Below are 14,557 nucleotides of genomic sequence, written 5' to 3'. Positions count from 1 at the left end.
AAACGTCATGGGATGCTTACTAGGCATATCATAAATAATAAGAAGCATTAGACCTATATCGATCCGGGCTGTAAACTAGGCTTTGTTGTTTAGGCAACGCAAGAAAGGATGTGAGACGGATGGCCGTGATCTTGGTGTTCTCATCCCCCGGAGAAACCCTATTACGGGGACGTCCCGTACCGGTAACGGTAGGCAACACCCAACGGGTCGCCACCCTGATTGGTCAGCGTCTCAACCTTAAGCCCCAAGCCATTACCCCCCAGGTCCCGTATCCGCGGACCTATGCGGCGCTGTTGGCCCGGGCGCGTCAGGAACAAGCTGACCAGGCGCTACCAGCTCTGGAACCACTCGCACCGGCCCTTCTAGCTGATCCGGTCTGGTTTTTAGGGTATCCCGTCTGGTTCGGGGATCTGCCCCGACCCGTGGTCAGCCTACTGCACCGGGCACAGCCCAAGGTTGTGTTGCCGTTTGCGACGCACGAAGGCAGTGGCTTCGGTCAGAGTCTGACCACGCTCCACCAAAGATTGCCCACCACGCAGATCTATCCGGGATTACCGATTCGCGGGTCCCGGGTCGACCGCGCAGCGTGTGCGGTGGATCATTGGTTACAACAGTATTCAACCAGTTCATTAATAAAAAGGAGATTGACTGATGACAGTTCAAGATAAAGTAATCGTTATTACCGGTGCCTCCTCCGGAATCGGAGAAGCCAGTGCTAAGTTATTGGCTAAAAATGGTGCCAAGGTGGTGCTGGGCGCCCGGCGGGAAAACCGGCTGCAGGCCATCGTTCAAGACATTCAAGACGCGGGTGGCCAGGCCAGTTACCGGGTCACGGACGTCACTAAGCCCGCGGAGGTCCAAGCCTTGGTCGACCAAGCCCAACACGACTTCGGTGGTTTAGACGTGATCTTCAACAACGCCGGCATCATGCCCAACTCGCCCATTAGTGCGTTGCACGTGGACGAATGGAACGCGATGATCGACATCAACTTAAAAGGGGTGTTGAACGGCGTTGCGGCCGTCATGCCAACCTTTACCAGCCAAAAACACGGCCAGATCATCACCACGTCTTCCGTGGCGGGCATCAAGAGCTTTGCGGGTTCCGGGGTCTACGGGGCTACGAAGTTTGCCGTCCGTAACCTGATGGAAGTCATCCGGATGGAAAGTGCCCAAGAGGGGACCAACATCCGCACGGCTTCCCTGTACCCGGCCGCCATTAACACCGAACTCTTGCACACCATCACCGACCAATCGACGGCTACCGGGATGCAGAAGTTCTACGACGCTGTGGGGATCACCCCGGACGCTGTCGCCCGCGTGGTCAACTTTGCGGTTGATCAGCCCGAAGACGTGAACGTTAACGAATTTACAATCTATCCAACCAAGCAAGCTTAATCAAAAGGAGCGTTTTAAAATGGCTACTGAAAAAGAGATGCAACAAAACACCTTTCCCATGGGTCCCAAGAATGACGCGTACGCGAAGTTCTTTACGGGTCAAAGTTACCTCCAGGGTTTAGTCAGTGATCCCGCCGTCAACGTTGGCGTGGGGAACGTAACGTTTGAACCCGGTTGCCGGAACAACTGGCACATCCACCACGATGGTTTCCAGATTTTGCTGGTCACCGGTGGCGAAGGCTGGTACCAAGAAGCCGGGAAGCCCGCTCGGCACCTAGTTGCGGGCGATGTCGTGGTGACCCACGATGGCGTCAAGCACTGGCACGGGGCGACCAAGGACAGCTGGTTCTCCCACATCGCCATCACGGCTGGTACGCCGGAATGGCTGGAACCGGTGTCGGATGAACAGTACGCCGCAGTAGAGGAGGGGAAGTAACCATGGCTGAAAAACAAACCGCTGGTCGCGACAACTTAGGCGACTTTGCGCCCAAGTTCGCGGAATTAAACGATGATGTCTTATTCGGGGAAGTCTGGTCCCGCGAGGACAAGATGTCGGCTCACGACCGGAGCTTAATCACGGTCGCTAGTCTGATGACCCAAGGGGTGCCTCAACTGGAAGCACACATGAAGATTGCTAAGCAACACGGGGTCACCAAGGATGAGATGGTTGAACTAATCACCCACCTATCTTTCTACACCGGCTGGCCCAAGGCATGGTCCGCTTTCGGCTTAGCTAAGAAAATCTACACCGATTAGCGCTTGGTTTAAACCGCAACGGTGTGCCAACCAGCGCTTTACCGGGTGGCCAGACAGGGCTGGAACGTCGTGGGCACAACTTGAAGCCTCAAGTTCAGGTCTTCAAGCTTGGCCTTTTCCTAAGTGAACTGGGAATCGTCCACCAAGGAAAATTTCACGGCTGAGCCCTGTCTGACCACCTTCACGGCTTACCATTGCGTTTAGATTCTTCACCACCAGGTTCTGGTGCAATTGCAACCACTGGTTCTCAAGCTTTGTGAGCTTTAAGTCCAAATCTAGTCACACATAAAAAAGTTGTCCTCAAATGCTGAAGACAACTTTTTTCGTACATGCATGGATAAGTGGTTAATGTGGGCTGGGGAGTCCGGTCCCACCAGCCGATTGGCAGGGCCGTGACGCCAGTGGGCACGACTTTGAACTTCACTAAACCCGCGAATCTCAAAGCTCGGCCTTAGCCTAAGCCGAGAAGACCTCTCGGCTAACGCTAATTTCACCGGCTGGGCCCTATCGGCTAGCGGGACCTCACGTGGTGGCGCGACAATGCCTAACGCAGTAGGCCATTCTAGCGCTAATGTGAGCCGTGAGGGTGGTCAGCTAGGGCTCAGCCGTGAAATTTGACTTGGACGACGTTTCTCAGTCGGCCTAGTCAAAGGCCCAGCTTCGAGACCGCTCTTTGGCTCGAAGTGGTGCCCACTGCGTTCCAGCCCTAGCTGGCCGCCCGGTAAGGCGGCTGATAAGTTCTGTGTTAATGCTGTGTGGGTTGCCGGTGGTTTTGGTGCCAGAAGTAGACGGGGAGGCCTAAGAGGGTCAGGGCCAGGCCCGTGGTAGCTAGGCCGGGTTCGGTGACCAGGGTGGTGACCAAGATGAACAGGCCACCCAGTAAAGCCACTAGCGGCACCACGGGATACCCGGGAACGCGGTAGGGCCGGACCAGTTCCGGCTCACGGTGCCGTAACTTGAAGACCGCTACGAACAGCAGGCAGTTGAAGACCCACATCACGAAGACCAGCATGTCGGTTAAGAGATCGAAGCTGCCCAGAATCATCATGATGAGTGCAATTCCGAACTGGACGCTCCCCGCGAAGAAGGGGACGTAGGTCCGCCGCGACAGCCGCCGGAAGTAGCGGGAGAACGGTAGGCTGTCCTCCTCCGCCATGGCGAAGGGTACCCGCATCCCGGTCAGGGTGTAGCCGTTGATGGCCCCGTAGACCGAGATCAGGATCCCGATGGTGACTAGCTTGCCACCTAGTTGACCGAACAGTTGCATGGCCGCATCGGCCGCCGCGTTTTGGTTCCCCGCGATGGCGCTGATTGGGAGGGTCCGTAAGAAGACTAGGTTGACCAACGTGTAGATGACGGTGATGCCGGCCAGACCTAAGACGATGGCCCGGGGAAGGTCGCGTTCGGGGTGCTTCATCTCACCGGCGATGTTACCGATGCTGATCCACCCGTCGTAAGCGAACATGGTGGCCAGCAGACTCGAGCTAAAGGCGTGGCCCCACCCGATGTGCTGGCCGGTCGCAATCGGCCACCAGGCAAAGTGGGTCGTGGCGGGGGCGAACAGCCCTAGAATCACGATGACGGCGATGGAAATCAATTTAAAGACTAGGGCCACCGATTGGACCCGGCCCCCGACCTTGGCGCCCAGGAAGTTCAATCCGGTGATGCTTAGGCCACAAAGAATGGCCACGGGGAGTTTCCAGGCTGCCGGGAGTTGGAACAAGGCCACGAATTGAACCCCAAAAATGATGGAGAGCGCGGCGATGTTGGCGGGGTAGTAGACCAGAATCTGCGCCCAGCCCATCAAGAAGCCCACGGGTTTCCCGTAAGCGTACTCCAAGTAGCGCATGGCGCCGCCGGTGCGGGGAATCGCGGCGGCCAGTTCCGCGCTGGTCAATCCGGCGCAGATGGTCAGCAGGCCCCCCAGGACCCAGGCCAGGAGGGTCATGTTGGCGGAATGGTTCGCGGCCACCACACTGGCGGTCTTGAAGAAGACACCGCCTCCAATCACGGTGCCCATGACCGTTGCCAATGCGGTGAATGTGCCGATTTCACGGCGTAATGCCTTTGCCAAAGTAAAAGCCTCTTCTCTCTAAAGATGCGCTTTCAGCGGTCCCGTTACACGCAGGGAACCAGTGAAAATCGCTGATTCAACCATTATAGCACAATGATGGTGGGGGAGAAAAAGCGCCGGGCATGGTCCAATCGTGGGGCGGATTCCGACGCAAAAAACCGCCACCCACCAAAGTGGGCAGCGGTCCAAACAGTAACACACAAGTTAATTAGTGGAAAGCCATGTTCAAGAGCATAACGATGGCTAACCCGACAACGGCGATGATGGTTTCCAGCACCGTCCAGATTCCTAACGTTTGCTTAACGGTCAAATCGAAGTATTCCCGGAACATCCAGAACCCGGCATCGTTGACGTGAGAAGCGGCTAAGGAACCAGCACCGATGGCCAGAACCATCAGGGCAGGGTCAACACCGGCTTGCGCCATCAATGGGGCTACGATTCCGGCGGCCGTCAATGCGGACACCGTTGCGGAACCCAAGGCCACCCGGAGAACGACGGCGACCAACCAACCCAGAACTAATGGGGACATACTGGAGTCGATGAAGATCTTGGCAACTTCTTTACCAACACCACCGTCGATGAGGACTTGCTTGAAGGCCCCACCACCACCGATAACTAACAGCAGCATGGCGATGGACTTAACCGCGTTTTCCAAGGTTTCCATGATGGCAGAGGTCTTACGTTTCCGGCCCCAACCCATGGTGAACATGGCAACAATCAGTGAAATCAGCATGGCCATGGCTGGGTCACCGATCAAAGCAATGATCTGGTCCAGCATCGTGGCGTTCTTGGTAGGGGTAGCCCCACCGTCAACGGTCATCTTGTAGATGGTGGTGATCGCCATCAAGATAACGGGGAAGAGGGAAGTCAGAACGGCCAACCCAAAGCTTGGGGCTTCGGAAGGCTTGAAGGTCTTGACTTCACCTAAGGAAGACAAGTTCCCTTTTTGAGCAAAGGCACCTGGTGCGAACTTGCGAGCCAACTTGGTGAAGAGTGGGCCGGCAATGATGGCACAAGGAATCGCAACAACTAACCCGAATAACAGGACCTTCCCGTCGTTAGCGTTTAAAACGGCGGAGATGGCAACTGGTGCCGGGTGAGGTGGCAAGAACCCGTGGGTAACGGACAGTGCGGCGGCCATTGAAATCCCTAAGTAGAGAATTGGCACGTCGGCTTCAATCGCAATCGCGAAGACGATTGGAATTAACAGAACCATCCCGACTTCGAAGAATAGCGCGATCCCAATGATGAATGATGCAAGCATAATGGCAATTTGCAGGCGCTTTTTCCCGAATTTGTCGATCAAGGTCGTGGCAATCACGTAAGCCCCACCGGCGTCGGCAACTAACCGACCCAGCATCGCTCCGAAACCAAAGACTAAGGACAACTCACCGAGTTGACTCCCAATCCCGGATTCAATCGTGGTCATGATCTTCGTCAGGTTCATCCCCAAAAGGATGGCCGTTAAGACGGAGGTCAAGATTAAGGAAACGAAGGTGTTCATCTTGAATTTAATAATGAGAACTAACAGGAAGATGACCCCAATAACAAGTGCTAATAGTTCCATGTTAAGTAAGCCCTTTCATTTTTTGAATTTTGAAAAGCCAACGTGTAAACGTTGACTTCTCTAGATTTTTATCTATTACTGATGACAGATTTTTTGTTTATCATTAGAATAAAAAAGCGGACATCTCCCGTCCGTTAACTTGCTCCCACCACAGAATTAAGTCAAGAAAGGAAATGCCCTATGTCAAATGATACTACGAAAATGTTGTTAGGAATAGATGATGAACACTTAATAATTGAGGAAGGACAAGTGGGTGATGATGGAGTGATTCGATTGGTGGGGTCCCTAAACTACACCCCCAAGGCATGCCGCAATTGTGGGATTATCAATGATCACCAAATTATTGGCTATGGTTGGCGGAAGACCACCATTAGATTCGCAAAAACATTGGGCAGCACCGTTATCCTGTGTCTCAATCGGCGAAACTTTCACTGTAAGGCTTGTCATACCAATTTCCTGGCGCAGACGAATGCGGTGCCGAAACACTGCACGATTTCAAATACGACCCGCAAACAATGCTTAGAAAAACTGACCGAACCGGTTTCGCTCAAACACATTGCCGATGAGTTATCCACTTCGGATTCATTCGTTGGTCGGCAGCTCTTGCGCGCTGAACGGGACTTTCAAACCAACTGGCACTATTTACCAAAAGTTCTCCTCATGGACGAAGTTAAAAGCACTAAGAGCGCCACCGACGCGATGAGCTTTGAATTTATGGATGCGGAAACCCACGAATTGATCGACCTGTTACCCTTTAGGACCATTTATCAGCTTCAAAAGTATTTCCAGCATTACGACCAGGCTGCGCGAGAAAATGTGAAAATTATCGTCACCGATATGAACTATACCTATCCCAAATTGGTGGGGCAGATCTTTCCGAACGCCATCGTTGTCATCGATCCGTTCCACTTGGTTAACGCTTTAAATCGAGCTTTTAATAAGACGCGGGTGCGCCTCATGAAAACCCTGGCGACTTCCTCACGCGAGTATCACGCCCTAAAACGCTATTGGAAACTATTATTAACGCCGGAAAATCACCTCAACTACGAAGCTTTCCGTAAGTGGACAAACTTCCCTTATCCAGCGACTGCCACTGATGTGGTTGATGCTTTATTGGACATTGATCCCGAGCTCAAGCAAACTTACAACGTGATGAATCGGTTACGTGAAACCATCAAAAACCGTGATTGGCCCAACTATAATCAAGTATTCCATCACTTAGAGGGCTGCTCGGAAGAGATGTTGGCAACCCTCCAGACCCTAGCGACTCATCATGATGAAATTGGCAATACCTTTACTCACCATTACACCAACGGGCCCTTAGAAGGTTCAAACAACAAGATTAAAGTCATTAAACGCACTGGATTTGGTTACCGAAACTTCTTCAGATTCCGGCTAAGAGTGCTGTTCGCTTTTCGAGTTCATACAAAAAGAGCTCTAATCACCAAGTGATTAGAACTCCAATATTTTGTTCACCAACAACAGTTGACGAAGAACCAAAATCTATTACCAACAACAGATATTGTAGAACCTCAATAAGTGACTACAGTATACTCGATGAAAACGGTTTTGTATAGTGAAAATCTGGAAAAAGTTAAGAAATTAGCCTTAGTTTTTCAGAAAAACTAACCAGATAAACTATTTTTTCTTGGAAACTTGTTGTGGGTGTTTCCGTTGGAACTCGGCAATGTTCTTGTATTCAGATTGCAATTGCCGACTTAACCGGATGTAAATTGGAACCAGCGTCCGGTAAGCTTCGTAGGTCTCTGGGTTTGGATGGTGGACGTTAGCGACCCCGATGAAGTTCTTCACTTCTGACAAGTCGTCGATCAACCCTAAGGCGTACATTCCTAACGTTGCGGCCCCTAAGGCCGTTCCTTCAGGACTCTCAGGAATCGTCACGTCTTGTTCGAAGATGTCCGCTAACATCTGACGCCAGAGCGCAGAGCGGGCGAACCCACCAGTGGCCTGGATGCTAGATGGCTTGCCGACAACTTCTTCCAAGGCCAGCATGACCGTGTAAAGGTTGTAGACGATACCTTCCAGCGCAGCCCGAACCATGTGGGCCCGTGAGTGGGTCCGCGTCAGACCGAAGAAGGAACCCCGAGCGTTGGCATCCCAGATTGGAGCCCGTTCGCCACCTAAGAATGGGTGGAAGATCAGCCCATCGGAACCAGCAGGAACCTTGGAGGCGATTTCCGTTAACAGGTCGTAAGAATCGACTTGCATCTGTTCCGCCGTAATCTTTTCTGGGGCGAAGAGTTGGTCACGGACCCAACGGAAGACGATTCCACCGTTGTTGACCGGACCACCAACGACCCAGTGATCTTTAGACAGGTAGTAGCAGAAGACCCGGCCCTTAGGGTCAATCTTCGGCTTATCGGTCACGACCCGAACGGCACCGGAAGTCCCGATGGTCACGGCAACGACACCAGGGGTGATCGCATCGACCCCTAAGTTCGCCAGTGGGCCATCAGAAGCGCCCATGACGAATGGCGTCTTAGGATCCATGCCAATCACACCAGCGTAATCCTGGTTCATGCCAGAGATCTGGTCGGTGGTGTCCACTAATTTCGGCAGTTGGTCCCGGGTAATACCGGCAACTTCCAAGGCTTGGTCGTCCCAGTCCATCTTGAAGATGTTGAACAGCCCCGTGGCGTTGGCGATGGAGTAGTCTTCTTGCAACGTTCCGAATAACTTGTAGATGACGTATTCCTTGATACCGACGAACCAACGAGCTTGCTTGAACAGGTCTGGCTTTTCGTTACGCAACCAGATCAACTTGCTCAGTGGCGTCATAGGGTGAATTGGTGTCCCGGTCTTTTCGTAAAGTTGTTTCCCAACGCCATTTTCTCGTAATTCATCGGCGTACTTAACGGCCCGGTTGTCGGCCCAAGTGATGGCCCGCGTCAATGGCTTGTGGTTCTCGTCCAGTAAGATCAAGCTGTGCATGGCAGCTGAGAAGGAGACCCCGTGTAATTGACCATCCTTTAAGTCCGCTTTACGCATGACCGTGGTCAGACCATCGATGATGGCTGAGAAGATTTCATCTGGATCTTCTTCCGCCATATCCGGCACATCTTGGTACAGGGGGTACAGGTTGTTGGAGTAACCCTGCATCTTGCCCTTCGTGTCATACAGTACGGTCTTAACACTGGTCGTTCCAATGTCGACACCAATCATGTAATCCATTAAAATTCATCCTTTCGTAACTTCAGTCCGGGCGACCAGCCCCATCACATTCAATGGCTCTCGTCGTTGAGACAAATAACTTTCGCCCAATAACTAATTTGACTTAATTATCTTGTTTCGTAAACGCTACCATGATATTAACTAGTGGGCCCGCTGAAATCAAGCATTGCCCCTTGATAATCAATTGGGAGCCAATTCAATGAACGAAAAGGACCCCTTAATAGCAACGAAGACCATTATATGTAAAAAAGTTTCACATTTCAAGGGGGTTGCTGTAAAATATTTACAGAGAAATTAATAAACGAAGGGTGATGGTGACGATCGCACGCTCAGCACTGGGGAAACTACGGGCGACTTACGACAGTTTATCCGCAACAGAAAAGAAAATTGCACAGCTTGCCTTGAACAGTCCATCAACGGTAAGTGAGATGACGATTCGGGAACTGGCGAGTGCGGCGGGTGCGTCGACGGCCTCCATCTCCCGGTTCGTCAAACGCTTGGGGTACACCAACTACCGAGAATTCTCGATGGAATTGGGCCACGTGGTGGTCAACGACGCCCAAGAGGGCAGCAAGTTATTCAAGGAATTGGCCGAAGGGGATTCGTTGGGGACCATTGCCAACAAGGTCTTCCATTCCTCGATGGCCTCGTTAACGGCGACCAATGACGCGTTAAACGAAAATGATATGGCCCGGGCCGTGATCAAGCTGATCAACGCCAAGACCGTGACGTTCTTTGGTCTGGGCGGGTCCGCCATCGCCGCTTTAGACGGGTACCATAAGTTCGTCCGGACCTCGTTGAACGTGACCTATCACCCGGATTACGACATCCAGTTGATGCAGGCCTCCAAGATGACCGACCAGGATTGTGCCGTGGTGATCTCGCATTCGGGGAAGAATCAAGAAACCATGCAAATCGTTCGCGAATTGACGGCGAACCAGGTGCCCATCATTGGAATCACCAGTTATAGCGGGTCGCCGTTGTCACGGGCGTCATCGGTCACGTTTTTGTCGCTGACCGATGAGATCAAGTACCGTTCCGAGGGAATGTACTCACTGATGTCACAGTTAGCCATCCTGGATAGCCTCTTCATGATGACGGTCCTCCGAAGTTCATCGCGGACGCAACCGGTTCTGATGCACGTCCGTGACGTGATCGAACGAACTCGCGAGGAACCTTAAGCCCGGTCATGGTATAATATAGTGCAAAGAGATTTGTGAGGAACGGTGACCAGGGTGAGACGACGCGATTATCAGCCTATATATGAAGACACGTTTCGACGTCGACGCCGGTGGCACCGCGTCGTGGTCCTTTTAATCGCCCTATTATTAGGTGGATTCGGGACCTGGGGCTGGCACCAGTGGCAGCAGTATCACGCGGCCCAACTGGCCCAGTTCCCAGTCCGCGGGGTGTCGATTAACCAGGATAGCGGGTACCTGGATTTTCAGCAGTTGGCTAAGCACCACCAGTTCGTCTACCTGCAAGCGACCTCGGGGGCGACCTATTCCGACGACGACTTCAGTAACAATTACTCGCGTTCGCAGGGGGCCAGTATGAAGGTCGGCGTGGTGCACACGTTTAGCTTCACCAGCTCGGCGAAACGCCAGTACGCGCACTTCTCCCAGATTGTGGGCAACGATACGGGAACCCTGCCAATCGTGGTCAGCGTGGCCTATTACGACCAGTTCAATAGTGATAATCAGTCAATGGCGAAGCAGGGGCAGAAACTAAAGGCGTTGGTCACCCGGTTGGAGAACACCTACCAGCAAGGGGTGATCATCCAGGCCAAGCAGGCGGTCTTGACCCAGTTCGTCCGACCAGCCTTACCGCACCAAGCAGAGTGGGTCGTGGACGGCAAGCTGCAGCACTACGCGTCACCGGTACAGTTGATCGAGTATGACGCCACGGGCCGCTTGACCCAGAGTGGTCAGTCGCAGGCCGTGGGGTTGTCGGTCTTCAACGGGACCCGGCGCCAGTGGGCCACTTTCAGCCATGATGACTAGGGATTGCCTTAAAACAAACTAATTGTGGCGGTCGTTCGAAACAGCCTCTAACATCAAAAATAATGAAAGACAAACGTCAAAGACCTTCTTTCTACCGGCTAGTCCGGCGAGAAAGAAGGTCTTTTTAAGGTATGTTTTAGCGTTAAGGGGTGGGGGGCTCAATCGCGTGAACGGTGTAAGTACAATCGTCCGCTTCGTCGAAGAAGGAGACCGGTCGCTGCTCGTTGGCGTGGATCACCAGGTGGTACCCGAACTTATCCTGGAACGTTAGCTGGTGTTCGTTGAGTTCCTGAACGGTAACTTCTAGGGCGCGCCCATCGATGCGAATATCCAGGTTGGGACTGATCTCTAACTGGTGCTGGCGCTGATTGTGCGGGTCCACGAACCGCCAAGTTCCCGCGTAGAAGAGTGGCGAGGACTCGTTAGGTTGCGACTGTTGTTTTTTGCGAAGTGAAAAGCCACCGGTCAGTCCGGCGAGCAGCGATAGTCCAAATAAAGCAATTTCCCGACTTTTCACCGGTATCCCCCCTTAAATTACTTGTTAGTCCCAATATAACATTTTTAGCCGCAGAAACCATGGTCCGACACTGGCTTTTTTAAGAAAATTAAAGTCCACGCTATGCCTGGTCCGGTGGGACTGTTAAAATAAAGGCAATCAGATAAAATGGAGGGATGCGCTATGATTCGAATCGGAACGGTCGGGACCAACTGGATCACCCAGCAACTGGTCGAAGCACTTGCGTTGTCGGGAAAGTATACGTTAGCGGGGGTGTATTCGCGGCACGCGGAGACCGCCCAGACCTTTGCGGCTAAAAACCACGCGGAAGCCGGGTACACCGACTATCAGGAGATGTTGACCAATGCTAAGTTGGACGTGGTCTATATTGCCTCGCCCAATAGCCTGCACTTCGAGCAAGCCTTAGCCGCGATTCAGCGGGATATCTCGGTGATCGTGGAGAAACCGGCAGTCAGCAACGAAGATGAGATGACGGCGTTGATGGCCACGCTGACCAAGCACCCCAACGTGCGGTTCTTCGAAGCGGCCCGCAACGTGCATACGCCGAACTTCCAGGCCTTACAACAGGCGGTCGCCGAGTTGCCTACGGTCCAGGGCGCGTCGCTGACTTATATGAAGTATTCGTCCCGTTACGACCAAGTTTTAGCGGGACAACAGCCGAACGTCTTTACCAAGACCTTCTCGGGTGGAGCGCTGCAAGATTTAGGGGTCTACCCAATCTATCTAGCCGTGGCGCTGTTCGGTCAACCCGCTAACGTGGCGTATTTCCCGACACTGATTGCGACGGGCGCCGACGGGAAGGGCTTGGCCGTCTTGCGGTACGGGGATTTTGACGTGACGGTCAGCTTTGGTAAGACCAGTAACTCGTACAGCTGGTCGGAGATCTATGGGTTGAAGGAGACGCTGAGTGTCGATAGTGCCGGGGAACTGACGCAGGTCGCGCGACACGCGGCTGACGGTCAGGTCGTGGACTTGACCCAGCCTGCCTTGGCCAACCCGATGTTACCGGAAGTAGAAGACTTCGCACGGGTCTTACAGGCCCCCGAAGCGGCACAAAACATGGGCGATTATCGCCGGTGGTTACGCTGGAGCCAACAGGTCAACCAGGTCCTATACGCATTGCGGGTCACGGCCAACCTACGCTTTCCAGCTGACGAAAACGACTAAAAAAGAGGAAAATTATGTTAGAACAGTATCAAGCACATTTTAAGGCCCTGGGTTACACAGAACCCACGGCAATCCAAACGGCCGTGTACGGCCCACTGGCGGGCGACCAGAACGTCTTAGGCCTAGCGCCTACGGGTTCCGGGAAAACGGTCGCCTTCACCTTGCCGGCCTTGGCGAACCTGTTGCCGGGCGACGGGACGCAGCTCCTGGTCCTCGAACCCTCCCAAGAGCTGGCGATTCAGACCAGTCGGGTGATGCGCGACTGGGCCAAGTTGTTGGACTTGAAGGTCGCCGCTTTGACCGGTGGGGCCAACGTTAAACGGCAGACTGAGCGGCTAAAGAAGCGCCCCGAGGTCGTGGTGGCGACGCCAGGGCGGCTCTTGAACCTGATTCAGGACCGTAAACTTAAGACGCACCTGGTCTCCCTGATCATCATTGATGAGGCCGATGACCTCTTGACCGGAGAGACGTTAGAGACCGTGCGGGCGGTGGCTCAAGCAGCCCCCGCGGACGTCCAACTGGGCTTCTTTTCCGCAACGGATACGCCGATCTTACACGAACTGGAGAAATGGTTCGGTCAGACCGTCGAACGGATTGACGTTCGGGAACAGGACCAGACGCAGGGCCCCGTTCAACACGGCCTATTACAGATTGGGATGGGCAAGCGCGACCAGATGTTGAAACGTCTCTTAGCGATTCCGAACTTCCGGGCACTGGTCTTCTTCAAGCAGGCTAACACCCTGAAGCATACGGCCACTAAGTTCTACCACGACCACGTCTCAGCCACTAGTCTGACCAGTGATCTGCGGCAGGTGCAACGGGAGAAAGCCTTACAGGACTTCCGCCAGGGGCGCACGCGGCTCTTACTGACCACGGACGTTGCGGCCCGGGGGTTGGATATTCCTAAGCTGCCGGCCGTGATCAACTACGACCTGCCATCGACGGTGAACGAATATGTCCACCGGGCGGGGCGGACCGGCCGAATGGGCGAACCGGGTCAAGTCATCAACCTGGGTGACGACCATGATTTGCGGGACTTGAAGAAGCTCTTGCGTGAGACCGAGTACCAGTTGGTCCCCATCTACTTCCAGAACAAGGCACTGACCACCGAACGGCCAGCGGTCAAGCCACAAGAAAAGAAACCGGAACCGGTGACCGCGACCACGGCGACTCAACCAGGCCAGCCAGCAGTTAAAGCCCAGGCACCGCGAACTAACGGGGCGACTGGCCAACCGGCTAAGGTTACGGCACCAACCGCGCCTAAGCAGAAATCCAAGAAGCATAAGAACCGGCATAACAAGAACAAGGGGATGCGCAAAAAGTGGCGTGACCGGGATGCGGCGCACGATTAGCATCTTTACAATTAAAACAATCCATGGCATGATTAGTGTTGGATTGTTTTTTATGGCCCCATAGCACAACTGGATAGGGCACCCGCCTCCTAAGCGGCTGATCCCGGTTCGAGTCCGGGTGGGGTCATCAATTCGAGATAATTGGACGGTCTTCATCGCAGCTTAAAAGAGCTTCTTTCAAATGGTCAATTCATTTGAAAGAAGCTCTTTTTTTGACGGAATCAGGCTGGTGTCGCGGGAAGCGCCAGGGCTAGGGTGGCCCCGATAGCGATAATGGCGAGTACGATAATCAGAAGTTTCTTAAACATGGTGTCACCTTCTTAGAAAAAACTTGACGATTTAACGGAGAAGCCGCTTAACGATTGGAACGGGTCAAACAATATATAATAGAAGTAATCTTACAATAACTTTTTTGCTTGCGGGGAAATCGCGCTATACTATTCAATAGACAGTAAAGTTTTGTAGCCTAACGATTAGGCCTAAAAGAGAACTTGGCAACTGACAAACTGGTTTCTCCGTAGCTGACTTGATGAT

Annotated in this window: 13 protein-coding genes and 1 tRNA gene; 10 read left to right on the top strand and 4 right to left on the bottom strand. The window is 53.2% G+C overall.

From position 1 onward, the window contains the following. Positions 1-119: 119 nt before the first annotated feature. The 4 genes from RIN67_RS08955 to RIN67_RS08940 are packed head-to-tail and all read left to right on the top strand — an operon-like array spanning position 120 to position 2,151. Positions 120-668: a flavodoxin gene (locus RIN67_RS08955; protein ID WP_265000247.1), complete on the top strand. Its 549-nt coding sequence runs from the start codon at positions 120-122 to the stop codon at positions 666-668. Beyond that, a complete protein-coding gene (locus tag RIN67_RS08950) occupies positions 652-1,395 on the top strand; it encodes an SDR family oxidoreductase (RefSeq protein ID WP_265000246.1) in 744 nt (247 codons plus the stop codon). Before RIN67_RS08955 ends, RIN67_RS08950 begins: the two co-directional genes overlap by 17 nt. A 19-nt stretch (positions 1,396-1,414) precedes the next feature. Further along, positions 1,415-1,831 carry a cupin domain-containing protein gene (locus RIN67_RS08945; RefSeq protein WP_265000245.1) on the top strand — a complete coding sequence of 139 codons (417 nt, stop codon included), beginning with the start codon at positions 1,415-1,417 and terminating at the stop codon, positions 1,829-1,831. Positions 1,832-1,833: 2 nt separating this feature from the next. Continuing rightward, a complete protein-coding gene (locus RIN67_RS08940; protein WP_265000244.1) occupies positions 1,834-2,151 on the top strand; it encodes a carboxymuconolactone decarboxylase family protein in 318 nt (105 codons plus the stop codon). A gap of 745 nt (positions 2,152-2,896) precedes the next feature. Here the strand turns inward: RIN67_RS08940 and RIN67_RS08935 are convergent. Then, positions 2,897-4,171 carry an APC family permease gene (locus tag RIN67_RS08935; RefSeq protein ID WP_390894548.1) on the bottom strand — a complete coding sequence of 425 codons (1,275 nt, stop codon included), beginning with the start codon at positions 4,169-4,171 and terminating at the stop codon, positions 2,897-2,899. 262 nt (positions 4,172-4,433) lie between these two features. Then, entirely contained in the window at positions 4,434-5,792 is a 1,359-nt protein-coding gene (locus RIN67_RS08930; RefSeq protein ID WP_024748075.1) for a gluconate:H+ symporter, read from the bottom strand. A gap of 180 nt (positions 5,793-5,972) precedes the next feature. Between RIN67_RS08930 and RIN67_RS08925 the strand changes: the two genes are divergently transcribed. Then, on the top strand, positions 5,973-7,244 hold the full coding sequence (locus tag RIN67_RS08925) for an ISL3 family transposase (protein WP_035181568.1): 1,272 nt from the start codon (positions 5,973-5,975) through the stop codon (positions 7,242-7,244). 186 nt (positions 7,245-7,430) lie between these two features. Here RIN67_RS08925 and gntK read toward each other — a convergent pair whose 3' ends face one another. Further along, positions 7,431-8,984, bottom strand: a complete 1,554-nt coding sequence (gene gntK, locus RIN67_RS08920) for a gluconokinase (RefSeq protein WP_265000242.1) — start codon at positions 8,982-8,984, stop codon at positions 7,431-7,433. A gap of 314 nt (positions 8,985-9,298) precedes the next feature. On the opposite strand from gntK, the gene RIN67_RS08915 reads away from it, so the two are divergent. Both RIN67_RS08915 and RIN67_RS08910 read left to right on the top strand, forming a co-directional pair. Beyond that, positions 9,299-10,165, top strand: coding sequence for a MurR/RpiR family transcriptional regulator (locus RIN67_RS08915; protein WP_265000241.1), 867 nt, complete (start codon positions 9,299-9,301; stop codon positions 10,163-10,165). Between the two features lie 123 nt (positions 10,166-10,288). Continuing rightward, the gene (locus RIN67_RS08910; protein ID WP_265000240.1) at positions 10,289-10,987 is read left to right on the top strand and encodes a GH25 family lysozyme; all 699 of its coding nucleotides are present in this window, start codon (positions 10,289-10,291) and stop codon (positions 10,985-10,987) included. Between the two features lie 142 nt (positions 10,988-11,129). On the opposite strand, the gene RIN67_RS08905 is transcribed toward RIN67_RS08910, so the two are convergent. Then, positions 11,130-11,504: a DUF4828 domain-containing protein gene (locus RIN67_RS08905; RefSeq protein ID WP_265000239.1), complete on the bottom strand. Its 375-nt coding sequence runs from the start codon at positions 11,502-11,504 to the stop codon at positions 11,130-11,132. A gap of 162 nt (positions 11,505-11,666) precedes the next feature. Between RIN67_RS08905 and RIN67_RS08900 the strand changes: the two genes are divergently transcribed. The 3 genes from RIN67_RS08900 to RIN67_RS08890 all read left to right on the top strand — a co-directional run bounded on the left by RIN67_RS08900 (position 11,667) and on the right by RIN67_RS08890 (position 14,150). After that, positions 11,667-12,671, top strand: coding sequence for a Gfo/Idh/MocA family protein (locus RIN67_RS08900; RefSeq protein ID WP_024748080.1), 1,005 nt, complete (start codon positions 11,667-11,669; stop codon positions 12,669-12,671). A gap of 14 nt (positions 12,672-12,685) precedes the next feature. Then, positions 12,686-14,023: a DEAD/DEAH box helicase gene (locus RIN67_RS08895; protein ID WP_265000238.1), complete on the top strand. Its 1,338-nt coding sequence runs from the start codon at positions 12,686-12,688 to the stop codon at positions 14,021-14,023. A 54-nt stretch (positions 14,024-14,077) separates the two neighbouring features. Next, positions 14,078-14,150: transfer RNA gene (locus RIN67_RS08890), tRNA-Arg, on the top strand. The last annotated feature ends 407 nt before the right edge of the window (positions 14,151-14,557 follow it).

It is taken from the genome of Levilactobacillus namurensis, from assembly GCF_032197885.1.
GTDB classification, from domain to species: domain Bacteria; phylum Bacillota; class Bacilli; order Lactobacillales; family Lactobacillaceae; genus Levilactobacillus; species Levilactobacillus namurensis_A.
The sequence above is the reverse complement of the archived record's forward strand: the minus strand, read 5'-3'. Positions and strand labels throughout refer to the sequence as shown.